This is a genomic window from Rosettibacter sp. KY25 (assembly GCF_057554405.1).
This window is the reverse complement of sequence record NZ_BAAJAO010000003.1, coordinates 1-23,125: the sequence shown is the minus strand read 5'-3', so window position 1 is coordinate 23,125 and position 23,125 is coordinate 1. Positions and strand designations below refer to the sequence as shown.

The following is a 23,125-nucleotide window of genomic DNA, read 5'->3' as shown; positions in this document are numbered from 1 at the left end:
AAATTATGTGTTACGGTTTTGAATCAAAAGTAGAAGCTGCAATTTTAATTCAAAAAATACTTGAGAGAAAATACGATGTTGATGCATCGTCATTAACAGAAACTTTCAAAAAGGAAAATATTCGTCCAAATGATAAAATTCTTTGCATATACAAAAAAGAAAACAAATTGCAGATAAGCCTTATCAACTGGGGAATAAAATTTTCAAAAGATAAACCTACAATTGTAAACTCAAGAATGGAAACAATAAAAGAAAAGAAATTTTGGAACGATTTGTTCATGAATAATAGATGTCTTGTGCCAATGACAAGTTTTTATGAATGGATTGAAGTTAATGGCAAAAAGGTGCAGCACAGAATTTATATTTATAACGAAGAATATTTTTTTGTGCCTGGAATTATTTATAAAGATAAAGAAGACAATCTTTCCGTATCAATTATAACAACAACTCCAAATAAATTTATTGAACCTTTTCATAACCGAATGCCTGTTTTAATGAATATTGACGATGCATTGAATTTATTATTTGATACATCAAAAGAGAGCGTTGATAAATTAAAACCTTACCCAAATTATCTTGATATGAGAAAAGAAATTGCTGTGCTACCGGTAAGAAAGAAAAAGTTGAATGAGCAGTAAATTTTTACAAACTACCAATTAAAGCATTTCAAACTTTTTGTATATTTGTGAAGTTTTTCCCGGGGTTTTATGGAACTTTACGAAAAATTAAAATCGATAAAAGAAAAATACAGTGTTATCAATGAACAACTTGCTGATCCAAACATTATTTCGGATCAGTCAAGAATGATTTCATTAAGTAAAGAACGACGTGAACTTGAAGAGATTGTAAAAGCATTTAATGAATATGAAGAGTTAATGAGAAACATTGTTGGTAATCAGGAAATTATTAATACATCAGATGATAAAGAGCTTGTTGAATTGGCTGAAATTGAATTAAAAGAACTGAACAGAAAATTAGCAGAGCTCGAAGAAAAAATTAAAATGCTTTTAATCCCTAAAGACCCTGATGACGATAAAAATGTTATAATTGAAATTAGAGCAGGAACTGGAGGAGAAGAAGCAGGATTATTTGCTGCAGATTTATACAGAATGTATTCAAGATATGCAGAGAGACGTGGATGGAAAAAAGAATTAATTGACCTGAATGATACTGGGCTTGGCGGAATTAAAGAAGTAGTCTTCTCTCTTTCAGGTGAAGGTGTTTATGGTGATATGAAATATGAAAGTGGTGTTCATCGTGTTCAAAGAGTTCCAGTTACAGAAGCAAGCGGACGCATTCATACATCTGCCGCATCAGTTGTTGTTCTTCCTGAAGTTGAAGATATTGAAATTGATATCGACCCAAATGATTTGAGAATTGATGTTTTCAGAAGCGGCGGGGCTGGTGGTCAGAATGTCAATAAAGTAGAAACTGCAATTAGAATTACTCACATTCCTACTGGAATTGTAGTTCAATGTCAAGATGAACGCTCGCAATTAAAAAACAGACAAAAAGCAATGAAAGTACTTAAAGCAAGATTGTACGACATGAAAATGGCAGAACAAATGAATGAAATTGCAGCTCAAAGAAAATCGATGGTGCGAAAAGGTGACAGAAGCGATAAAATTAGAACATACAATTTCCCTCAAAACAGAGTTACAGATCACAGAATTGGACTTACACTTTATAACCTTGACAGCATTATGGAAGGCGAGCTTGACGAGCTTATCGAAAAATTAAAAATTGCAGATAAAACAGAAAAATTAAAAGAAGCTTAATTCATATGGTCTGCAAAGATTTTTACTCACTTAATTTTTTTTGTTTTACTTCTTTGTTTATGTTAATCAACTCAGGCTTATCTTCAAATAATTTTAAGATATCTTCGAAATGAAAGATTTTATTTTCTTGATAAAGAGATTCATAAATTTTTTCAATTAATTGGAAATCCTCAATCGTATCGACAGTCCATCTGTGAAATGAATAATCTTTTTCACATGGGAAATTTATTATCTTGAAAATTTCCGGATGTTGATAAATGTAAGGTGTAACATGTTCTCGTTCATAATTTTGTTTTGCTTCAATATAAGTTTTCTCTAAAACTTGGAATGGAAAAATTTCTGCATCAAGCCCGCGTGGAAATGTTCTGATAATAGTATTGCTCATGTAATCAATATTTTCTTTATCATAAATATTCATAAACTCATTTAACATTTTATCGATAATTTGAGGGTCAATCACAGGACAATCAGAAGTAATTCGAATTATCAAATCGACATTAAATTTTTTTGCTGCTTCATAATATCTTGATAAAACATCATCAGAACTTCCTCGATAGAAAGGAATCTTATTTGATTTGCAAAACTCTTCTACCTTATCATCTTCCATAAGATTTGTAGTAGCAACAATAATTTGATTAATCTGTTTAGAATAAGAAAGTCGATTTACTACATGCCATAGAATTGGTTTGCCGCAAAGTTCTTTAAAAATTTTATTTGGTAAGCGAGTTGACCCTGTTCTTGCCTGAACTATCGCAGCTATATTTTTGAAATTAATTTTTTTGTTCATATCATTAGTTAAAAAGGAATAATGAGGAATAATTTTAATTATGGTTAAACAATTTCATTAAGAATCAATAAACTCATTTAATAAACCTCTGTTTCTCAAATAATTTATAATATCAAATAAATAATTTTCTAAATCCGGAATTTTTGAGAAAAGCATATTTAATACTTCGACTGTGAAAGGTTCTTCTGTTTCATATTCATGAGCTAATTCATTTCTTAAATTCCTTAAACTTTTCCATTTATCATAATCTTTTACAATTCCGAGTTGTTCTAATCTGTTAAAAATGTCAATCTGAGACTTGTTTATAACATCTTCATCAAGAATTATTAATATGCTTCTAAATAGTTTATTTCCAATTGCATCCTGAAGTTTTGTAAATCTATATATTAATTGGTCTAAAATTGAAACTTGTTCTTCAGTCAAATTTGATAATTTATCGATAGTTAATGGAAAAATTGGTTTTAATCTGTTATATGCATATTGCAATCTTTTACGATGTCGGTAGCATTCTTTTAATATTGAGTTTAGTATGTATTCATCTTTTGTCATAATAATATTCCTTCATCTTTTGCAATTTGGTAAATAAACTTTTCATCAGAGAAATTATTTATAACAATATCAATTTTTTGTTCGCCGAGATGTTTATGCAGTTCATCAATTAGTTTTAATTTTCTTTCAATAATATTTTCTTTGAGATTCGTTTCGATGTACAAATCTATGTCGCCCCCTTTTTTGTTATCATCAACTCTGGAACCAAATAAATAAACTTTAGCATCATTGCCAAAGATTTTTTTTGTGGTCTCCTTAATAATTTCTATTTCATCTTTCTTTAATCTCATTTTTATTCAATCAAATCCCAGTTTAATGGAGTTCCTTTTTTAATATCAGCTTTGGCTTTTTTACCCAGAACATCTTTAAGGTATTTCGGCGGCAATCCATAGGAAGGACGAATTGATTTAACATTTTCTTTGGTTAAAATTTCACCTGCTTTAATATCTTTTACAGCGAACAATGACCTTGCAAATGTTCTGCTTTTCTTAATTTTATCATTGAGTTCTAAAGTTGCTTTTCCAAGTGCTTTTTCAACTTGTCTGATTTCGTCGACCATTTTTTTGAATTCATGAGGTTCTAAAGAAAATGAAGAATCTGGTCCACCTAAATTTTTATCAAGTATAAAATGTTTCTCGATAATTCTTGCACCAAGAGCAACGGCAGCAACTGGCGCTGTAGTTCCAGTTGTGTGATCGGATAATCCAACAACAGTATTAAATTTCTCTTTTAATAATGGAATAGTATTAAGATTTGCATCTTCAATTGGAGCCGGATATTCTGAAGTACATTTCAACAATGCAATTTGATTGTTACTCATTCTTCTGCAGGCATCTACTGCTTCTTTAATTTCATCTTCTGTTGCAATGCCTGTAGAAATAATAATTGGTTTCCCTTTTGATGCAACATATTCAATCAATGGAATATCAACGATTTCAAAAGAAGCAATTTTGTAAGCAGGAACATTCATTTCTTCAAGGAAGTCAACTGCTGTTTTATCAAATGGAGTTGAAAAGCAAATAAGACCAAGCTCTTCTGCAATTTCTTTTAACTTTGGTTGCCATTCCCAAGGTGTATATGCTTTTTTATAAAGTTCATATAAAGTGACTCCATCCCAGATTGTGCCCTGCTTAATTTGAAAGTATTCATTATCACAATTAATTGTAATTGTATCAGGAGTATAGGTTTGAAGTTTAACTGCATCAGCACCGCATTCTTTAATGGCATTAATTGATTCAACGGCAATTTCATATTTTTGATTATGATTTGCAGAAAGTTCAGCGATAATGAATACTTGCTCATTTAGATTAATTTTGCCTATGTTCATTTTAATTTCTTTCCAGTACGAATTTTAAAAACTTTTCATGATTAATAATTTTTTCACCTGCTGGTATAAATCCGGCAGAAGTAAATCCATTTATTGATGCTATATTATCAGGTAAAATATATGCAATTATAGATTTAACATTAAACTCGCTAAAAATTTTTGAACAACCACTCTTAATTATTTTTTTAGATAATCCTTTCCCTCTAAAATCTTTTGTAATACTTATGCTTACGACTGCAGCACTATTTTCAACTTGAAATCTAATTTGTCCAATAAAATTATCATCTTTATCGAAAGCAAGTAGAAATAAGTAATTCTTATCATTAATTTTTTCTTGAAACCAGTTTGAATGTTCTTCCCATTTTATTTGATTTTTATTAATTGACTGCTGACGCACCGCCGGGTCATTTGAAAGATTAAATACTTTTTCTGAATCTTTCAATGTTGCTTTTCTTAAATAAAAAAGTTCCTTCTCACAATATTTTTCAATCAAATAATCAACAACTCTTTTACTTCCTTTTCCATCTACTTTTGATTTGCCATTATTTCCTAATTTTTTCCGTATTCGAATTGAATTTAATTTTTCTAATTGATTGATAATTTTTTTTATGCAGTTTATATCATTATGAAAAATTGGCTCAATTAAAAATCCTGCTTTGTGCCATTCACTTATGTTATATTTCTGATTTTCAGCAACTGCTATAGCAATTGTTGGTGTTCCTGTAGCAGCTAGTTCATACAATGTTTGACCAGCAGCAGCAATTGCTAAATCACATTCAAGCATTAATCTTTTCATTTCTTCTTCATTGAGAGAAAAATAAAACTCAGTTGCCGAAAAAATTTTTTTCAACTCATCTTTTTTGCTGTCACTTTTATTCCCAAAAACCACATAAGTTTTTAATTCTGGTTTATACTCTTTAATTGCTTTAAGAACAGGAATCGTTAAATTCCTTATATCCTGTCCGCCAAATGTAATTAAAATTGATGTTAATTCACTTTTATATTTTCGTGGAGGATTATCCCAAAAAGATTTTCTAACAGGAATATATTTTGTGCCAAGAAGATATTCGATTCCTGATTTAGCAGGATATGGAAGTGATTCTGCATTTATTGTTCCATTTAAGACAATGCCAGATGGATAATCAATTCTCATAAAGTCATCAATTATTAAAAACAATTTTGTAAACTTAGAAATGTTTTCATAAAATTCTTTGCTTGCATGATATGAATCAATAATGAGTATATCGCTGTTGATAATTTTTTTTGTTAATTGAGCTGGATGATTGAGCCAGTCAATTAATTCATAATTAGATTCGGACAAAAAATTTTTTGATTTCTCATCACCATTTACATAAAATGTTGGAATAATATTTCTTTCCTCGAATGCCTGATAAAGTGACAAACATCGAGTTATATGTCCATACCCTGTATTTTGAAATCCCTCTGTAATTATTGATACTTTCATTTCATTTCATTTAAAACTTTCTTGAGAGTATTGCTGATATATATTAAATCTTCTTCTTCAAGTGATGGATAAATTGGAATAGATAATTCTCTTTCATAAAATTTTTCAGCTTCAGGGAAATCTCCTTCTTTGAATCCAAATGTTTTTCTGTAAAAAGGATGCAAATGAACGGGAATATAATGAACCTGCAAATGAATATTATTTTCTTTCATTTTAAGGAAAAAATCTTTTTTAGAAATCTTTAGTTCATCAAATTTAATTTGTAGAGGATAGAGATGATATGCGTGTTTTACTTTTTCTGAAACTTTCGGAATTATAATTCTATCGTCACTATAAAAAAAATCATCATAATATTTTGCGATGTTTCTTCTCTTTTCAACAAATGAATCGAGTTTTTTTAATTGACTTATGCCGAGTGCACATTGAAAATCTGTAATTCGATAATTAAAACCAACTTCGTGCATTTCATAATACCATGGTCCATCATTTTTTTCTAATTGAGATTCATCTTTTGTCATTCCGTGAGTTCTTAAAGTTTTGATTCGTTTATCCAACTCTTCATCATTAGTTAAAACTGCACCGCCTTCACCAGTTGTAATATGTTTTACAGGATGAAAGCTTAGGTTAACTGCATCGGCATATTTTACTGCATACTGAAAATCATTTTTATATTCTGCACCAAGAGCATGACAAAAATCATTAACCAATTGAAAATCGTATTTATCTTTTAATGCTTTTAATGAATCCCAATCGCATGGATGACCCGCATAATCAACAGCAACAACTGCTTTTACTTTTTTATTCTGAGATAAATAGAATTTGATTTTCTCTTCTAATTTATTTATGTCGATTGTGTATGATGAGGAATCGATATCAGCAAAATCAATTTGGGCTCCAGCATAAATTGCACAATTCGCACTTGCAAGAAAAGTAATTGGCGAGGTGATTATTATATCATCTTTTTTCCATTTTAATCCTAATGCAATTAAATGTAATCCTGCTGTTCCATTCGAAACGGCAGAAGCATATTTACTTCCAAATTTTTTACAAAGTTCATCTTCAAATTTTTTAATTGTAGGACCTTGAGTAAGCCAATCTGATTTTAATGTTTCATCTACTGCTTGAATATCATCTTCTGATATAGTTTGTTTTCCATATGAATAATTTTTTTTCATTTAATTACCATAAATAATTTCTTTTGAACCTTCTACATTTTGAATAACAAGTTCTCTAAGTTCATCAATTGTTAGAAAATGTGGATTTGTCCCGCTGTTGTAAGAAAATCCGTATTCACAAAATTTTCCAGGCTTGCTGTTGCTTTTAGTTCTGAATTCTTCTGTGTCCCAAAGTTTTAAGTGATTATCGTTTCCAAGCTGAACTGAAGGAAGTATAACAAAATATTTTTCGAATTCAATTGTATTGAGTGCATCAGCTTGAGTTATCATTTCTTCGTGAATTTTTTCTCCAGGTCTTATTCCAACAATTTCAATTTTGCATTCAGGTGCAATTGCTTTTGCAAGGTCAAGAATTCTGTATGAAGGAATTTTGGGAACAAACAATTCGCCGCCCCACATTTTTTCTAAACAGAATAAAACAAAGTCAACTCCTTCCTGCAGAGTAATATTAAATCTTGTCATGCGTTCATCAGTGATTGGTAGAACACCTGTTTTCTTTTTTTCTAAAAAGAAAGGAATAACTGAACCGCGACTTCCCATAACATTGCCATATCTTACAACAGAAAATTTTATATCACGTGTCCCCTTGTAATTATTTGCAGCAACAAAAAGTTTATCAGAAGTTAATTTTGTTGCACCATATAAATTTACCGGAGCTGCTGCTTTATCTGTGCTAAGTGCAATAACTTTTTTAACACTTGATGATAGACATGCATCAATAACATTTTGTCCGCCGATGATATTTGTCTTAACAGCTTCAAATGGATTATATTCAGCTGCTGGCACCTGTTTTAATGCTGCTGCATGAATTACAATATCTACACCTTCCATTGCACGTTTCAATCTTTCAACGTCGCGAACATCTCCGATAAAATAGCGCATTAACACACCATCTTTTTGAAAGCGCGGGTTGTGCTGCATTTCAAATTGTTTTAATTCATCACGACTGTAAATAATAATCTTCTTGGGATTATATCGCTTGAGAACTGTCTCGACAAATTTTTTGCCGAATGAACCAGTGCCGCCTGTAATTAAAATTGTTTTGCCATCCATGTTTATCCAAATTTATTCAAAACAAATTTATGAAAATTTTTTGTGTATTGGCGGGAATTATAGAGGTAGAAAATATTGATGCTAATTGGAAGCAAATTTTGTTATGCAATTATTCCTTTTATCTTATTAATAAAATCTCTAATATCTTCCAAAGAGTTTAGATAATCATATAACTTTTTAACATCAATTATTCCATATTCATGAACAAGTAAATTTCTTAATCTTATCATCCTGATTAACTTTTCCCCTAATTCTTTTTCAATATTATTATTAGAAATAAGTAAAGTAATAGTTTCAGAATAATTTTTTGGTGTGCCTAAGTTCTTTTCTGCTACTACACTGCTTGCTATATCTATTATTATTTGAATAGTTTCAAAAATTCCGTATCGAAGTCCTCATTCATCAATCTTATCGTAATAAGATCATCAGGTTTATAAGTATCTTTAATCTTATAAAGAATTTTTAGATTCTCTTCCAGTCTCTTTAACTTATCTATTACCATTTATAAAGCAAATTTATTTTTAGATAATCTTTCTAAAAACAAGTTGTGAAATTTATCTCGTAATGGTTTGAAATCGAGGTATCTTAGTATTGCATTTTTTTTGAAATCATTTACAATGTTGATATTTCTGTGAAAAATTAATATTCCATCTTTAATAATATTATAAGCTAATTCAGGATTAGTATCGTAAAGGTCATTCAATTTAATTAAATCTATTTCACAATTAGATGCTGTTTCAAGCTCGTAGCAAAGCTTGCCTATTTCATCAAGTGTTGGTTCAGATTCAAAAAATATTGCAATATCTAAATCACTGCCAAATCTAACTTTGTTTTTGACTCTTGAACCGAATAAATATGCAAAGCTGATATTTTTATTTTCTTTTATTATATCGCTTATAAAATTGTTAACCATTGTAGAAAAATTTGATGTTATGTTTATATAAAAATAGTAAATACTTATTTAAGATGATAAAAAATCAGCTGATTATTTTATGAGGGAACAAAACAATAACAGCTAATTAATTGTACCATTCATGAGCTGGTGTTAATAAAAATTCTTCGATAGAGATTCCATCAGGACCAATTAATAATTTTCTTTTGGGATTATATTGTTTACAAAACATATCAAAACCTCTCAAACTTTCTCTTAATCTTCCGCTTTTAACTTCTACAGCTATTAAATTAAAACCGTTTTGTAAAATAAAATCTACTTCGTAAGAACCTTCTCTCCAGTACGTCAGTTTTAGTTTTGTACCAATTGTAGCCGAGTATAAATGTGAACCAATTGCATTTTCGATAAGACGTCCCCAGAAATCGGTGTTTAATTTTGCTTCTTTGAAATTATATTGAGATTGCGACGTAATCAAAGCATTATTTAATGATAAAAATTTTGGACTGGAAGAACGCTGTCGAATTTCTGAGCCCGAGTACTTTTGAAGACCTGTTAGCATTCCAGCATTTGAGAGTAATTGCAGATAATGAGCTAAGGTAGTAGTATTGCCCGCATCATGAAGTTGCCCTAATAATTTTTGATAAGAAACAATTTGACAGGAATAAGAAGTCCCCAGCTTCAATAATTGGCGGAATAAAGGCTGCTTATCAATTCTTGTAAGAAGAAAAATATCTCTCGAAACGGCCGTTTCAATCAATGAATCTCTTATATAGTTTGCCCATCTTTCTTCATCATTTATTAGTTTAGCTGACCCTGGATAACCTCCAAAATAAATATACTTGTCTAAATCCCAGCCAAAAGCTTCTTTCATTTCTTTATAACTCCAATGATAAAGAGGAATCAGTTCAAATCTGCCGGCTAAGCTTTCTGTAAGTCCTTTTTGGATTAATAATGGGGAACTGCCGAGGATCATTACTTTTAAATTTATTTTATTAGCTTTGTCTTCATCCCATAATTTTTTTACTACTTCAGGCCAGCCATGAATTTTTTGAATTTCATCTAAGATTAAAAGTGCACCTTTAGAAGATTTTTTAGATAACAGTCTTGCCACTTCCCATTGTTGTTCGAGCCAAGTTGGTGTAAGAGGGGTGGGAGAATCAGCAGAAATATAATGAGTTTTAATTTTAATTGATGCTGCAACCTGTTGGGCTAATGTGGTTTTACCACATTGCCTGGGACCTATAAGCACTTGTATAAAATTACTTTTTTCTTTAAGTCTTTTTGATATTATATCGTGCTGTTTTCGCTTATACATATAATTTGAGCCCATAAAAATACTCAATATATTGAGTAAATTTACTCAATATGCTGAGTAAAAATACTCAATAGAAAAAAACTTATCAAATTTGAAAGCCAAAGAAATTGTTATGATAATAAGTTAAGGATAGCAGTCATTTAATTAAGATTCTTTCAAATGCATCTATGTAACTTTTGGAGCTGGCATTATAGATTTTTGCGTTTAAAAACTTTGCATATTCTCTTAAAATAAAGTAACCTTTAAATGCATAATGAAGTTTTCTAAAAATATCATGAAGATGATATTCCCTGCCATCAAGCTTGTACATCGGCATTCGAACTTCAGAGTTATCGTAAAAGTGTCCATGGTCTACAGTAGCTTGATTAAATTCATTTACCTTAATTTCTTCATGCCATGAATGGTCAGCACCAAAGATATAAATTTTTTTGTAACCGATATTTAACGCCAAAAATATTGCAGGAATTAAAACATTGTGTGGACGAGGCATTCCTAAATTTAATTTAAATAACCAATTGATTATAACCTGAAAACCTTCGACTGGAGTATTATTATAGTAAATAATATGAATATTTTTGTTTTTCCTTATAGAATTAATCAGTTCTGAATTTTTTGCTTTGAATGGAATAAGCAGAGACATCTGCCAATTTGTTTTGGTTAATAGATTCTCAACCAGTTTTGTTCGCTGATTCCTAAAAAATTCTGTTGTTTTATTTATCCAGAATTCTGGTGCAGCAAGAACATAATACTCTGGTTTAATTTTTTCATACTCATCTGATAATGCAAAAAAATTAACACAGAATTTGATTCTCTCATTTATAAACTTTCTATTTATTTCTAAATCATTTTTAAGAGAAGGTCCATTGGCAAGGATTACACATTCTTTTCCGCTAATATGTTTATTCTTTAGTCTTGTGAAATATATTGATAATAGTACAATCTTGATTAACGAAAAGAATGTTTGAAATATTTTAATTAGAAAATCACTTAATTTTTGGAGAATCATGTTACATCCTTCTTAAAGTATCCAATAAGTGTATACCATCTATTTTTAATTAAATATATCCCTTTCAAAAAATCTAATTTTATAAAATAATATATAGAAATGGCAACAGCAGAAAAAAACTTAAAAATGTATTCAATTATTTTTAATAGCTTAATATAAACAGGACTATTTGATAACCTAACTCTTTCACCAATACCAACGAGATAAGAAATTTTTTTTATTGATTCATTAGTCAATCTGTTTCTATCAATATTATGAAATACAATAAAATCCGGATTATATAAATATTTCTTTTTGAATTTATCCATTTGCTTAAATATAAACTTATCATCGCATCTTAATGTTAAGCTTGCATTAAAAACTCCAATTTCATCAAAAATTTTTTTTCGAAATGACATGCTGCACCCAGGAGGATATTTACTATATGGATATTTTCTAATTTTATTCCCCCAGTCACTCTTTGTTACAAGTCCCCACAAAAATATCGACATCCATTCAGGTTCTTTACCGTCTTCATATTTTGGAATTATTTTACCGCCCATTGCATCAACATCATCATAAGTCTGAAAGAACTTAACTGCTTCTTCCACATAATTTGGAGTAACTTCAGCATCGTCATCAATAAAAATTATAATTTCTCCATCTGATTCTTTAATCCCTCTATTTCTTGCCGCCGATAATCCTCTTTGTGTTTCTACAACGTATTTTATATTTAAGTCAGGATTTTCTTTTATAAATCTTTTTGAAATTTCTTCAGTTTTATCAGTTGAATTGTTATTAACAATAATTATTTCATATTTCTTTTTATCAACTGTTTGATTTTTCAATGAATGTAATGCTGATGGAAGGTATTTCTCTCGATTGTAAGTACAGATAATAACTGATGCAAGTGGTTTTTCGTTCATAATTTTTGATTGTTATTCATTTTTGCTAATAAATGTAAATAATTTTTTCGGATTCATTATTATTTGAATTTCGGATACTTCATAAAAGTTAAATAAATATAAAATAAACGGGAATATTAATGTTAGAATCAACTTGAGTATTTGAAAAATAATTTTATCAGGTAATATGTACCCTGCAAAAGATAAAATCATACCAGTAAAAATCATTAAAAATAATTTTTTGTTTTCAAAAGGAATTTTATAATAGTTGTCGGATACTTTTTGTGTGATAAAATAAAAAATTACAAACGCAATCAATGTATTTAACGCTGCTGCAATTATTCCAAAATATGGAATTAAAATGAAGTTTAATATAATGTTTAATATTGCCGCACCCAATGTAATGGTTGCAATATGTTTTGTGTTTTTTGTTAACATCATTCCAAGTGAAGCTGTCAGTCTCATTCCACTGAATGTATAAGCAAACAAAACAATCGGAACAACGTAATAAGCACTATAATATTCAGATTTGGTTGCAAATATTTTTATTATTTCTTTGCTGAAAAGTGATATAAAAATAGAAGCCCAGACAAAAATAAAAGTTGAATAAGTCATTACCTTGCTGAAAAATCTTTTATCATCTTTTTGACCATAATACTTATATGCAATTGGCATTAAACTCATGCTAAAAGGCATTACTAAAAACATATTTAATACACCGGCAACGCGATAACCTAAACCATAAATTCCATTTGCTTCATATCCTAAAAGATATGTGATAATATATCTATCACTTAAATTCAAAAGCATAATGCCAAGTGATGCAAAAATTAATGGGAAGCCAAATTTCAAAGAGATTTTAAGAATTTCTGTATCAAAACTGAAGTTCATCTGATTGATTAGAGTTAAGAAAAGAAAAACAGATGTTAGTGCTTCACCTAAAACTGCTGCAAGAAAAATTCCTTCAATTCCTTTTTTCATTGATACAAGAAAATAAATTGTAAGTGCTGCAACTATCAAAAGTTTGATAATGTTTGTCAATGAAAAGAATATTGCTTTTTCTTCTGCTCTGTATTTTGAAAGAAATAAATTATTCAAGGTTCTGAAAAGAACTATAAATACAATCAATCTGACATAATTTGATTTAATTAAACTTTCCTGCAAGATGTTTAGCGAGATTAGTATTTCTGAAGTTACTATCAGCAAACCACACACAAAAAAAAGAAAAATGAATAATGTAAATAAAGTTTTTTTCTTTCTGTCTTTATATTCAGATGAATTGTTAAGAAAAATAAGAGAAGCTGCCTGACCCAATAAAAATATTTCACATAAAATATTTGTGGTTACATCAAGTAAATCCCAATTCCCAAATTCTGCTTTTGTTAATTCTGCAGTATAAATTGGAAGTAAAACTACACCAATTACTTTTGGTGCAATGTTGCTTAAACTATAAATGAATGTATCTTTTAAGGTGCTTTTAAGTCTGTCTAACATTCATTTTTTCTTATTATGAAGAATTAATACAACAATAATTCCAGCATAAAGAAGCAAATTCAAAATAAGCGAAATATTTTTCCCAATTACAAAAGCTCGTGGTTCATACTTAAATTCAATTTTATGTTCACCTTTCGGAACTACAATTCCCATAAATCCATAATTTGCTTTATATACTTTTGTTTGATTGCCATCGATATAAGCTTTCCATGCTGGTAAATATGTAGTTCCAAAGAATAAGAAGTTATTTCCATTTGATTTTGTATCTATAGTTATGTGTTCATCTTGATATTTAGAGATAACAGCTTTAGTTGTGGAATCTCTTGGTTCAATTTTAAAATCAACATTTTCTAAATAAGCTATATGTTGTGGATCAAATGAATCATTTTTAATTGCATTTAAAATTTCCATTGGTCTTACCGAAATAACGCTGTCAACAAAATACAAACGTGGTAATGCTTTATCGTTTCTGTAAACAAAAGTTTTTTCTGATTGATAAATCGGCATAAAGCCATCTGGATTGTAAGGTTGATTTGTTATAATGTATTTAACATTTAACATTCTCCATAAAGTAACATTAAAAGGTGAAACAACATCAATAATATCCTGATAAGTGCGAGGCTTAACTGCTGAATAACCAAAGAAATCTTCAAGTAAGAAATAGACATTGTAATTAGCATTATTTCTTAAAGAACCAAGTGAACCATCTTGTTTTAGATTAAGTATTCTAAATGGTTCTTTATCATTTTGTTGTTTGATGGCTGTTACATAATCCGGCTCATTGAAAAGTTCATCAATTTGTTTTGCATCAACATAACTTGCCCCGCGGTTATCAATTCTAAACAAATCAAATAAAATCAAGAATACAAAAACAGCAATGAGTAATTGCACATTTATTTTTGAATTCAGGTAAGCATAAATCAATCCAAATGTAATTGATAATAAAGCCATTGCAATTTGTAAATCACCTCTAAACATATCTGCCATATAATCTGAAAGTGCATTATACATTTGTGAATCTCGTGGGTCTGATAAAGAAGCTGCATGTGTTTTAACTCTATCAATAAACCAATCTGAAATAGTTCCGCTTAATAAAATTGATAAAATAAATAAACCAGAAAATATCAGTGCTGTGTATTTAATGTTCTTCAATATCTTAACATTTTTTTCTTCTCTTAAAGAAATTATTTTCATAATTCCAAAGCCGGCAAGAATTGGAAAGATAATTTGAAGAACATGCAAAATCATTGATGGCGTTCTGAATTTATCAAAAAATGGGAAATAGTAATACATTAGATTATAGATTAAAGGAAAATTTCTGCCGAATGAAATTAAGAGAAAGAAAATTATAATGATTCCAAAGAATTGAATTACGGGTTCCTTCCATCTTACAAACAAAGTAAAAATTGCAAGAGCAAAGATGATTACTCCCATATACATAGCTGTATCAACAAAAGGCATTTGACCAAAGTAAGTATTTACTTCCACAGGTTGACCATTTGTAAGAGGTCCTTTATAAGTTGATCTTCCAAATCCATAGTAAGATGGAACAATGAATGTTAAAACTTCTCCAGGTGAGAATGACCAATTTGTTGCATATTCATATGAATCTGTTGTTAAGCCTGTTGTTTGATTTTGATTTTCAAGAATACTTTTTGTTCCTCTTGTCGAATATGGATTGTATTCATAAATCTGTCCATAAGTATCGTATGACATCATAACCGCAATAAGTGCAGCAACTGCAGAAATCACAAGTGATTTCAATAATTGTTTTTGTAAGAATTTATCTTTTTTAATAAATGAATGAACAAAGAAGTAAATAAAATAGACAAGCCCAACCAAACCGAAATAAAACACAATTTGCACATGAGCACCAAAGACCAAATAGTGAAGCCCAATAATATAAATGAGAACATCAATCAATTTAATTTCTTTCTGGAACTTGAAAAGCATCATCAAAATGAATGGGAAAATTGAAAGTGAAATAAGTTTTGTTGTATGACCAATGTAGAATAGCACAACAATTCCAGTGCTGAATGCTGTTGCAGCGGCAACTAAAAAGCTTATGCCTCTTGATGCACCAAAACTTCTCATAAAGAAAAATGCGGTAAATGCAAGAATTAATAAATTGAATGTATAAACAGCATTATAATTTTTGAAAGCAGCAGAATAAATTCTTGAAGCATAAGAATAAATCATTGCTGTTAAATCATAATAACGAGGCGACATTGAAGTAACAACTGCAGGCATTCCACAAAATATATATGGATTCCAGAGAGAAACTCCTTCGCGATCTTTCAACGCATATTGGCGTAAACTTTTTCCTTGTATCAAATCGCCAGAATATGTTGTTTTATCTCCAAACATCACAGGCGAAAAAAAGATGAACAATAGCAGTAAAATTATTACTAACAAAAGTGCAGTGTGATATTTTTCTGGAATTAGATTTTCAATAGAAAAACCGAATTCTTTTTGTGGTTGAGAATGAATTCCTTTTTTTTGCTTACTCATTTATGCACCATTTTTTATAATAATTTTTTAATGAATTCATATAATATTTCACGCAAAGACGCGGAGTCGCAAAGTTTGATTTTATATTATTAATTCAAATTCCTTCTCTTTCATATTTAATATTTCTTTATGTTATTTCTCTCAGCGGCTTTGCGTCTTAGCGAGAAGCTTTTTAATCAACAACTTTACTGATTTACTATAAAACTTAACACCATATATTACTCATTCAAAATTGCTTTGGCATAGTTTTCCCAGCTTAATTTTTTTGCCTGCTCTTCAATTCTTCCACGAGGAATTGGATTGTTCAGGAAATCTTTCATAGTCTGATACATCGATTCAATATTGTTAGGTTCTGCAAGATAACCATTATAACCGTGTTTGATTGTTTCAGGAAAATGTCCAACTGCTGTAGCAATTGATGGAAGCTTAAAATTATAAGCCATCGATTCCACACCAGAAGGAGTAGCAACTTCATAAAATAAAACATTGCAGTCAGCAACTTGAAAATATTTGTGCACTTCTTCATTTGGCACATATTTATTTATTACAACCACTTTATCTCTGATACCAAGCTCATCAATTAAATCAAGTGGACGGTAATCACTTTCATCTTCTGTATCTTTTATAAGAAGTTTTTTAATAAAACCAAATAACGACTTCTTAACTTTTGTTGACAGCTTTTTATTATCCAGAGTGTGCCAGAAAGATTCTCCAACAATTAAAAGTGAAACATCCTCTCGTTCTTTTGCTAATTTTGCAAAAGCTTGAATCACGTTGTGCAGACCTTTATACTTTCTAATAAAACCAAAGAAAAGAAAAACATATTTTCTTAATCCAAGTTCTTGTCTAACTTTTTCTCTGTCTATGTTCATATTTGGTGTGAACATATCATAAACAGGATGATAAAGTTTAATCACCTGTTGTTCGCCGGTTTTAATGAATTTTTTATAATCTTCTCTTACTTGATTTTCGCACAAAATAAATTTTGATTTTGGAAAAACTTCTTTTAATTCATTAAAAGTTTTTAATGAATGAACAATAAAAGTATGAGGTTTTGACAATGCATATTTTAGAAATATTGTATCAATTACACTTCTTTCTTTTTGTGCTACAACATGTAAATCAAATATAATTTCACATGAACAACATTTCTTGAGTCTTTTAGCAATGTAACCCATTGGCAATCCTTGAATAGCGATTGCCCATTGAAAAACAACAATATCGGGTTTTAACTCTTTAATTACACGAACTGTATTTCTCCAAGAAAATGGATTATTATAATTCGTTACATAATGAACTTTAACTGGAGTTCCTTCAAGAAAATTTTTTTGGCTTGAGTGGTCAATGAAATCTCTTGGAATAATTGATGGATATTGTTGCGTCCATGAAACTATATGAACTTCTGCACCCAATTTGCTTAGCGCCCTTGCAAGCGATGAAGTATAATTTGCAATGCCTCCTTTAAATTGAGGACCTGGACCAAAGATTATAATTTTTTTCATAATGGTTTGTCATCTGATAATTTTTGTAAATATTGCAAATCATCAATGTCTTTAGGTCTGCTCATTGCTTTTTTATTCTTAATTAGTTCTTTTAAGCCGATATAATAAATTTCTGCATTTTGATTATTCAGCAATGTATTAATTATGATTTTGTTATTGTATGCTTCACTAAAATTTACACCTTCTATTTGATTCATCAAGTCAATCCTATTTGGAGGTAAACCAAACTGGATGATAATTCCAGGTTCTTTTAATTCTGATTTTTTTTTAATTCCTGGAATTTCATTGTTCCAAAACTCTAAAAGAACATTAAATAATTTATCAACATTCTCATTAGAATTTTCATAAAATATATCAATATCGCCTGTTAATCTTGAGTGACCATGAAACAATACTGCTTCTCCGCCAACTATCAGATATTTAACCTTATGCTTAAAGAGCAAAAGCAAGAATTCTGTTATGTCTTCTGTGAAATATAAATTTTTTTGCATACTCTTGTTTCTCTTACATCTTTAGTATTCCTACCGTAAGCTTTTATTTTTAATTCATAAGCAATTCTCTGGCGTTCTTCTGGAGTTAAAGAAATTTGTTGTTTTATATCCCATTCTGTGGCTTCTTTATGGGATTTTGCAATGTTTACAATTCTTTTCATAATCTATTTTTGATTTTTAATTCTTTTGACTGCAGCATCATAAACACGGCGCATTCCTTCTTCGAGAGAAATTTTTGGCTGCCAGCCAAGTTTTTCTTTTACATAACTCATATCAGAATAACGAGAATGAACACCCATTGGTTTGTCAACAAGCGGTTTTATAGTTGGATTGTAACCAGCAAAACTTGCAAATAGTTTAATTAATTCAATGAAAGTTGTTAATTTGCCCGAACCAATGTTAATTGCACTTCCATCATGAATTTTGTCCATCGCAAGAAACATACAATCCATTACATCATCAATGTGAACAAAGTCTCTGCCTTGCTGACCTGTTCCCCAGACTTCAAATGGATTTTCTTTTCGTGCCGCGCGGTCCGCAATAGCAGGAACTGGATAACTTAAATCCTGATCTTCTCCATAACCAGAAAATGGACGAATACAAACTATCGAAATTCCATAATGCTTTGCAGCAATTTTAGCAAGATATTCTCCTGTTAATTTTGTCCAGCCATAAGTCATATCTGGTTTGCCGAGTGTATAACCGTCAATATCAATATCAGATTCTTTGAGTGCAACAGCATTATCTTCTGTTTGTAAATGAATTGGATAAGCTGCAGAAGAACTTGGATAAAGAACTCGTTCGGGTTTTGCTTTTGAAATCCAGTTGAAAAATTCTGCATCAATTGATAAGTCCAATGCAACAGCCATCGGGTCGCCTTCAATCTTTGCTCTTCCCCCAACAATTGCAGCAAAATGAAATACATCGGCAAATCTATCGATATTCAAACCATATTCTATTTTCAACCATTCTGGATTTTCTTGGAGATGATTTAAAAATTTTCTTACATCCATTTTCCAAAAAAATAATCGTTCATCTTTCCCGAATATTTCAATATCCTTAAATTTTTTTGTGATAGAATCATTTAACCAGGTTGAAGGATGAGTCCCAACAGATAAATCATCAATCATTAAAATTATATCATTCGTTCTCTTAAGAAGTTGTTTAACAGTATTTCTTCCCACAAATCCGCATGCACCAGTAACAAGATGGTATTTCATAAAATTATTCCTTTTTCTTTTAAGGAAAAATAAGAATTTTTAATTAGAATATTGGAAAAGAAAAATGTGAGCATAAAAAATTGATATTAATTTTATGAAGGCAATACTACATCAAGATAATTTCTGAAATAACGATTATTTCTTTTCTTTAATCACATACTCTTTATCATTTTGAAAGTTGTGAACAAAAAGTTCGCCAAGCAAACCAATTGCAAAGAATTGTATACCAACAATAATTAATAAAATTCCAAGGAAAAATATTGGGCGATTATTAATTCCTCTTCCTAAAAATATTTTTTCATAAGTTAACCAAAGACTTATAAAACCACCAAATAAAGCTGTGAGCAATCCAACAAAGCCGAATAAATGCATTGGTCTTTTAATATAGCGTGTAGTAAAAAGAACTGTGATTAAGTCGATAAATCCTTTGAAAAATCTGGAAATGCCAAACTTGGTTTTTCCATATCTGCGCGGATGATGTTTAACAACAACTTCAGAAATTGAAAAACCTTTCCAGCCGGCAAGAACTGGAATATAGCGATGCAGTTCACCATAAACATTGATGCTTTGAACTACAGCTCTTCTATAAGCCTTTAAGCCGCAATTGAAATCATGTATTTTAACTTTTGAAAAAAGTCTTGTTACAAAATTGAAAAATCTTGAAGAATATTTTTTAATGAAAGGGTCATATCTTTTCTTTTTCCAGCCGGAGACAAGGTCGTAACCTTCTTCAAGTTTTCTTAAAAGATTTGGAATTTCTTCCGGGTCATCCTGAAGGTCTGCATCCATAGTAATTATTACATCGCCTGATGAATATTTAAATCCCATTTGAAGTGCAGCAGATTTTCCATAATTTGTTCTGAAACTTAAGTAGTGAACATGATTATCATGTCGAGCTAATTCTTTTATTATGCTTAAAGATTTATCTGTGCTTCCGTCATCAACAAAAATAATTTCATGCTCGCACGAAATATTTTTTAATGACTTTTTTAATTCATTGTAAAGTGGTCTTAAAGATTCTTCTTCGTTGTAAAGTGGGATTACAACAGAAATTTTCTTAAAGCTGAAGCTTTGAATTTCTCTAATATCTTGTCTTGCAATAACTGGTTGAACTTTTTTTCTGAAATAAAATCTTCTTTGTTTTTTTCTTGGAGGAAATTGGGAGTTATGAGATTCGTATTTTTGATTATCGCTCAAGATATAATCCATATTATTAGTTAATAAAGTATTAATTACAATGATAAGTTAAATTTTGTTAATTCTAAAATCAACTTATTGAGGAAGTTGGAATGAATAGAAACTTTTATTTACTTTCTTCAAACTTTTCTGGATTCTTTGACATACCTGTCCGCCTATGGCGGATTGTAAACAAGATAGAAACAACATCGGTTGGCAAATTGCTTATTCTGATTTGCTTTTAAGTTATTTCTTTGTCATATTGTTAGCAAGAAAAAGTTCAATCCTCGATTTTCACATTAGTTGCAATTTGTTCCCTCTCAATTTTGTTGGCATTCTTTGTAATTTTGAAATCAATAAAACCGCATTGGTCGAATATAGACAAAATCTTGATATTTTCTTTTTTCCGACCTTGCCGGGATTTTTTGTTAAAAATAATACCCCTTCAGAGTAAATGCTCAGTTGTTATTTGCTTTCCCGACAAAAAGAGTTGGGATAAGTCAAATATTTTCTTTGTCATATTGTCTTACTCTAATTAATTGTAATCAATGAGTAACTGTTAGGATACTATTGTGGTTAAAAAATAACCAAAGAAGAAATTAATAGAGGTAAAGAACCATGAGAAGAACATTTTATTGTTTAGCTTTGACTCTAACAATTATGGTATTGATACCCCATTTCACTCTCTTTGTGTCATATTCGTATGCGACGACCTACTATGTTTCTGCAACAGGGAGTAACAACAATTCAGGCACCTACGAACATCCATGGGCAACCCCTGGTTACGGCTCACGACAGCTTCACCCTGGTGACACCCTCATTATACTTAGCGGACGATACATTCTCCGTCAGGATGATGATATCATTAACCCGACCTCAGGTGCTTTCAACGCCTGGATAACAATCAGAGGCGAAAATGGCAACCGCCCTGTATTAGTTGGTCGGGATAACTTGCTCACTGCTATCAACATAAGTGGTGTCCAGTATATACGCATTGAGAACTTGGAAATCACACATGACGAAACCGCAACAGGCGAAGCTCTTTGGTTCCGCGAAGGGGTAGAAATCCTTGGAACTCCAGCCGCACACATTGTCTTAGAGGACCTTTACATCCACCACATAGACGAGTTCGGTATGGACATTCAGGACGTGGATGATCTTCAAATCCTCAACTGTCGAATCGAGTATTGTGGCTTTGGTGCGTTAGGGGGACCAGCGGGGGAATATGGTGGTTGGCGGAACGTGACAATCAGAGGATGCTCACTCTCTTGGAGTGGCCACTATTATCAGGGCACCGATGGTTCTAACCGTCCCTACGACCGTCCGGACGGCTTCGGCATTGAACCCTCCAAGGGTCCTGTTATAATTGAGAATACTTTAGCCGAACATAACTATGGTGACGGATTAGACTCTAAGGCAGAAAACACCACCATCCAAAGTTGCATCATCGCTAACAACTCTTGCGACGGTGTAAAGCTCTGGGCAAATAACAGCCGCATCGAGAATACACTCATATACGGACGAGGCGATGCTAATCCAGAAGTCACTCCTTGGGCACCCATCGTTATTGACCAAGTGGAACAACCTAATGCCCGCTTTGAAATCGTTAATGTAACTGTAGATGATTCATTGGGACATAATTACCTGCTCTACGTGCAATATCTTAACCCGGTTCCCGTTCAAATTATCTTACGCAATTCAATTTTCTGTGGGCGGGGTCATGAATCACCCATTTATGTTTACCCTGCCAGCACACTCATTGCCGACCACAACCTATTCTATTTGCCACAAAGTGAAATTATTCTTACTTATGGCGACACAGTTTATACACATGCTAATATTGCGTCGTTTGGAGAGGGTAATATTTATGGTAATCCGAACTTTATACGACCGGCCTGGGGTCATAATGGTGACTATCACTTACAGGAAGGTAGCCCTGCAATCAATGCTGGCACTGCAAATGGTGCTCCAAGCGAAGACCTGGAAGGCAGACTCCGTATCAACCCACCCGACATCGGCTGTTACGAATTCCAGAGTGCAGTGCATGTTAAAGAATACCACAACAGACAATCACACTTGTTGCTCCTCCAAAACTACCCGAACCCATTTAACTCAGAAACAGTTATTCACTTCCGATTACCAGCAAAGCAACATGTGCGCATGGAAATTTTTAATCCCCTGGGACAGACAATAGCCCTTATTACTGACGATGAATTTTCAGAAGGCGACCATTACATTACATTCTCTCCACCAGTCAACCTTTCCAGTGGAGTGTATTTTTGTCGCTTGAGCACAATAAATTTCACTAAGACAAAAAAACTTTTGCTTATGAGATGAATATTCTTTACAATACTTGGTTGTATATACAGGCTGTTGTTATTTATTTTCTTCAAACTTTTCTGGATTCTTTGACATACCTGTCCGCCTCTGGCGGATTGTAACCAAGGAAATACAAATAAAAGTTTATTTGGAATGTGTTGTGATTTGCTTTCTCCCGACT

The 23,125-nt window shown here is 31.1% G+C and carries 22 protein-coding genes; 3 read left to right on the top strand and 19 right to left on the bottom strand.

Annotation, left to right across the window (positions count from 1 at the left end; all coding sequences use genetic code 11):
• Positions 1-5 precede the first annotated feature (5 nt).
• On the top strand, positions 6-638 hold the full coding sequence (locus AC27L2_RS02610; RefSeq protein WP_487210106.1) for an SOS response-associated peptidase: 633 nt from the start codon (positions 6-8) through the stop codon (positions 636-638).
• 69 nt (positions 639-707) lie between these two features.
• Complete coding sequence (prfA, locus tag AC27L2_RS02605; RefSeq protein WP_487210105.1) at positions 708-1,778, top strand: peptide chain release factor 1; 1,071 nt, start codon at positions 708-710, stop codon at positions 1,776-1,778.
• A 22-nt stretch (positions 1,779-1,800) separates the two neighbouring features.
• Here prfA and AC27L2_RS02600 read toward each other — a convergent pair whose 3' ends face one another.
• From AC27L2_RS02600 to AC27L2_RS02510, 19 genes are all read right to left on the bottom strand, one after another.
• Positions 1,801-2,565, bottom strand: a complete 765-nt coding sequence (locus AC27L2_RS02600) for a cytidylyltransferase domain-containing protein (RefSeq protein WP_487210104.1) — start codon at positions 2,563-2,565, stop codon at positions 1,801-1,803.
• Between the two features lie 57 nt (positions 2,566-2,622).
• Positions 2,623-3,114 (bottom strand): HepT-like ribonuclease domain-containing protein, encoded by a 492-nt coding sequence (locus tag AC27L2_RS02595; RefSeq protein ID WP_487210103.1) that lies wholly within the window; start codon positions 3,112-3,114, stop codon positions 2,623-2,625.
• Positions 3,111-3,404, bottom strand: a complete 294-nt coding sequence (locus tag AC27L2_RS02590) for a nucleotidyltransferase domain-containing protein (protein ID WP_487210102.1) — start codon at positions 3,402-3,404, stop codon at positions 3,111-3,113. Before AC27L2_RS02590 ends, AC27L2_RS02595 begins: the two co-directional genes overlap by 4 nt.
• Positions 3,405-3,406: 2 nt before the next feature.
• Positions 3,407-4,441, bottom strand: coding sequence for a pseudaminic acid synthase (pseI, locus tag AC27L2_RS02585; protein WP_487210101.1), 1,035 nt, complete (start codon positions 4,439-4,441; stop codon positions 3,407-3,409).
• A gap of 1 nt (position 4,442) precedes the next feature.
• On the bottom strand, positions 4,443-5,906 hold the full coding sequence (pseG, locus tag AC27L2_RS02580; protein WP_487210100.1) for a UDP-2,4-diacetamido-2,4,6-trideoxy-beta-L-altropyranose hydrolase: 1,464 nt from the start codon (positions 5,904-5,906) through the stop codon (positions 4,443-4,445).
• The gene (pseC, locus tag AC27L2_RS02575) at positions 5,903-7,081 is read right to left on the bottom strand and encodes a UDP-4-amino-4,6-dideoxy-N-acetyl-beta-L-altrosamine transaminase (protein WP_487210099.1); all 1,179 of its coding nucleotides are present in this window, start codon (positions 7,079-7,081) and stop codon (positions 5,903-5,905) included. Before pseC ends, pseG begins: the two co-directional genes overlap by 4 nt.
• Positions 7,082-8,134, bottom strand: a complete 1,053-nt coding sequence (pseB, locus tag AC27L2_RS02570) for a UDP-N-acetylglucosamine 4,6-dehydratase (inverting) (RefSeq protein WP_487210098.1) — start codon at positions 8,132-8,134, stop codon at positions 7,082-7,084.
• A 101-nt stretch (positions 8,135-8,235) separates the two neighbouring features.
• Positions 8,236-8,484, bottom strand: coding sequence for a type VII toxin-antitoxin system HepT family RNase toxin (gene hepT, locus AC27L2_RS02565; RefSeq protein ID WP_487210273.1), 249 nt, complete (start codon positions 8,482-8,484; stop codon positions 8,236-8,238).
• A gap of 152 nt (positions 8,485-8,636) precedes the next feature.
• Complete coding sequence (mntA, locus tag AC27L2_RS02560) at positions 8,637-9,047, bottom strand: type VII toxin-antitoxin system MntA family adenylyltransferase antitoxin (protein ID WP_487210097.1); 411 nt, start codon at positions 9,045-9,047, stop codon at positions 8,637-8,639.
• A gap of 106 nt (positions 9,048-9,153) precedes the next feature.
• The gene (locus AC27L2_RS02555; RefSeq protein ID WP_487210096.1) at positions 9,154-10,356 is read right to left on the bottom strand and encodes an ATP-binding protein; all 1,203 of its coding nucleotides are present in this window, start codon (positions 10,354-10,356) and stop codon (positions 9,154-9,156) included.
• A 121-nt stretch (positions 10,357-10,477) separates the two neighbouring features.
• The gene (locus tag AC27L2_RS02550; protein ID WP_487210095.1) at positions 10,478-11,347 is read right to left on the bottom strand and encodes a hypothetical protein; all 870 of its coding nucleotides are present in this window, start codon (positions 11,345-11,347) and stop codon (positions 10,478-10,480) included.
• Positions 11,344-12,252: a glycosyltransferase gene (locus tag AC27L2_RS02545; protein ID WP_487210094.1), complete on the bottom strand. Its 909-nt coding sequence runs from the start codon at positions 12,250-12,252 to the stop codon at positions 11,344-11,346. The genes AC27L2_RS02550 and AC27L2_RS02545 overlap by 4 nt, the downstream gene beginning before the upstream one ends.
• 12 nt (positions 12,253-12,264) lie before the next feature.
• The gene (locus tag AC27L2_RS02540; protein ID WP_487210093.1) at positions 12,265-13,725 is read right to left on the bottom strand and encodes an oligosaccharide flippase family protein; all 1,461 of its coding nucleotides are present in this window, start codon (positions 13,723-13,725) and stop codon (positions 12,265-12,267) included.
• Positions 13,726-16,236 (bottom strand): YfhO family protein, encoded by a 2,511-nt coding sequence (locus AC27L2_RS02535; protein WP_487210092.1) that lies wholly within the window; start codon positions 16,234-16,236, stop codon positions 13,726-13,728.
• A 218-nt stretch (positions 16,237-16,454) separates the two neighbouring features.
• Entirely contained in the window at positions 16,455-17,738 is a 1,284-nt protein-coding gene (locus AC27L2_RS02530; protein ID WP_487210091.1) for a glycosyltransferase, read from the bottom strand.
• Positions 17,735-18,229: a nucleotidyltransferase gene (locus tag AC27L2_RS02525; protein ID WP_487210090.1), complete on the bottom strand. Its 495-nt coding sequence runs from the start codon at positions 18,227-18,229 to the stop codon at positions 17,735-17,737. The genes AC27L2_RS02530 and AC27L2_RS02525 overlap by 4 nt, the downstream gene beginning before the upstream one ends.
• The gene (locus AC27L2_RS02520) at positions 18,196-18,390 is read right to left on the bottom strand and encodes a hypothetical protein (RefSeq protein ID WP_487210089.1); all 195 of its coding nucleotides are present in this window, start codon (positions 18,388-18,390) and stop codon (positions 18,196-18,198) included. Before AC27L2_RS02520 ends, AC27L2_RS02525 begins: the two co-directional genes overlap by 34 nt.
• A 3-nt stretch (positions 18,391-18,393) precedes the next feature.
• The gene (locus AC27L2_RS02515) at positions 18,394-19,449 is read right to left on the bottom strand and encodes an NAD-dependent epimerase/dehydratase family protein (RefSeq protein WP_487210088.1); all 1,056 of its coding nucleotides are present in this window, start codon (positions 19,447-19,449) and stop codon (positions 18,394-18,396) included.
• Positions 19,450-19,584: 135 nt separating this feature from the next.
• Positions 19,585-20,535 (bottom strand): glycosyltransferase family 2 protein, encoded by a 951-nt coding sequence (locus tag AC27L2_RS02510; protein ID WP_487210272.1) that lies wholly within the window; start codon positions 20,533-20,535, stop codon positions 19,585-19,587.
• A gap of 708 nt (positions 20,536-21,243) precedes the next feature.
• On the opposite strand from AC27L2_RS02510, the gene AC27L2_RS02505 reads away from it, so the two are divergent.
• The gene (locus AC27L2_RS02505; RefSeq protein WP_487210087.1) at positions 21,244-22,962 is read left to right on the top strand and encodes a right-handed parallel beta-helix repeat-containing protein; all 1,719 of its coding nucleotides are present in this window, start codon (positions 21,244-21,246) and stop codon (positions 22,960-22,962) included.
• The last annotated feature ends 163 nt before the right edge of the window (positions 22,963-23,125 follow it).

What these genes read in the sequence shown, in the direction of transcription:
- AC27L2_RS02610 (WP_487210106.1), top strand. Translation starts at nt 6, where the DNA reads ATGTGTTACGGTTTTGAATCAAAAGTAGAAGCTGCAATTTTAATTCAA.
- prfA (WP_487210105.1), top strand. Translation starts at nt 708, where the DNA reads ATGGAACTTTACGAAAAATTAAAATCGATAAAAGAAAAATACAGTGTT.
- AC27L2_RS02600 (WP_487210104.1), bottom strand. Translation starts at nt 2,565, where the DNA reads ATGAACAAAAAAATTAATTTCAAAAATATAGCTGCGATAGTTCAGGCA.
- AC27L2_RS02595 (WP_487210103.1), bottom strand. Translation starts at nt 3,114, where the DNA reads ATGACAAAAGATGAATACATACTAAACTCAATATTAAAAGAATGCTAC.
- AC27L2_RS02590 (WP_487210102.1), bottom strand. Translation starts at nt 3,404, where the DNA reads ATGAGATTAAAGAAAGATGAAATAGAAATTATTAAGGAGACCACAAAA.
- pseI (WP_487210101.1), bottom strand. Translation starts at nt 4,441, where the DNA reads ATGAACATAGGCAAAATTAATCTAAATGAGCAAGTATTCATTATCGCT.
- pseG (WP_487210100.1), bottom strand. Translation starts at nt 5,906, where the DNA reads ATGAAAGTATCAATAATTACAGAGGGATTTCAAAATACAGGGTATGGA.
- pseC (WP_487210099.1), bottom strand. Translation starts at nt 7,081, where the DNA reads ATGAAAAAAAATTATTCATATGGAAAACAAACTATATCAGAAGATGAT.
- pseB (WP_487210098.1), bottom strand. Translation starts at nt 8,134, where the DNA reads ATGGATGGCAAAACAATTTTAATTACAGGCGGCACTGGTTCATTCGGC.
- mntA (WP_487210097.1), bottom strand. Translation starts at nt 9,047, where the DNA reads ATGGTTAACAATTTTATAAGCGATATAATAAAAGAAAATAAAAATATC.
- AC27L2_RS02555 (WP_487210096.1), bottom strand. Translation starts at nt 10,356, where the DNA reads ATGGGCTCAAATTATATGTATAAGCGAAAACAGCACGATATAATATCA.
- AC27L2_RS02550 (WP_487210095.1), bottom strand. Translation starts at nt 11,347, where the DNA reads ATGATTCTCCAAAAATTAAGTGATTTTCTAATTAAAATATTTCAAACA.
- AC27L2_RS02545 (WP_487210094.1), bottom strand. Translation starts at nt 12,252, where the DNA reads ATGAACGAAAAACCACTTGCATCAGTTATTATCTGTACTTACAATCGA.
- AC27L2_RS02540 (WP_487210093.1), bottom strand. Translation starts at nt 13,725, where the DNA reads ATGTTAGACAGACTTAAAAGCACCTTAAAAGATACATTCATTTATAGT.
- AC27L2_RS02535 (WP_487210092.1), bottom strand. Translation starts at nt 16,236, where the DNA reads ATGAGTAAGCAAAAAAAAGGAATTCATTCTCAACCACAAAAAGAATTC.
- AC27L2_RS02530 (WP_487210091.1), bottom strand. Translation starts at nt 17,738, where the DNA reads ATGAAAAAAATTATAATCTTTGGTCCAGGTCCTCAATTTAAAGGAGGC.
- AC27L2_RS02525 (WP_487210090.1), bottom strand. Translation starts at nt 18,229, where the DNA reads ATGCAAAAAAATTTATATTTCACAGAAGACATAACAGAATTCTTGCTT.
- AC27L2_RS02520 (WP_487210089.1), bottom strand. Translation starts at nt 18,390, where the DNA reads ATGAAAAGAATTGTAAACATTGCAAAATCCCATAAAGAAGCCACAGAA.
- AC27L2_RS02515 (WP_487210088.1), bottom strand. Translation starts at nt 19,449, where the DNA reads ATGAAATACCATCTTGTTACTGGTGCATGCGGATTTGTGGGAAGAAAT.
- AC27L2_RS02505 (WP_487210087.1), top strand. Translation starts at nt 21,244, where the DNA reads ATGAGAAGAACATTTTATTGTTTAGCTTTGACTCTAACAATTATGGTA.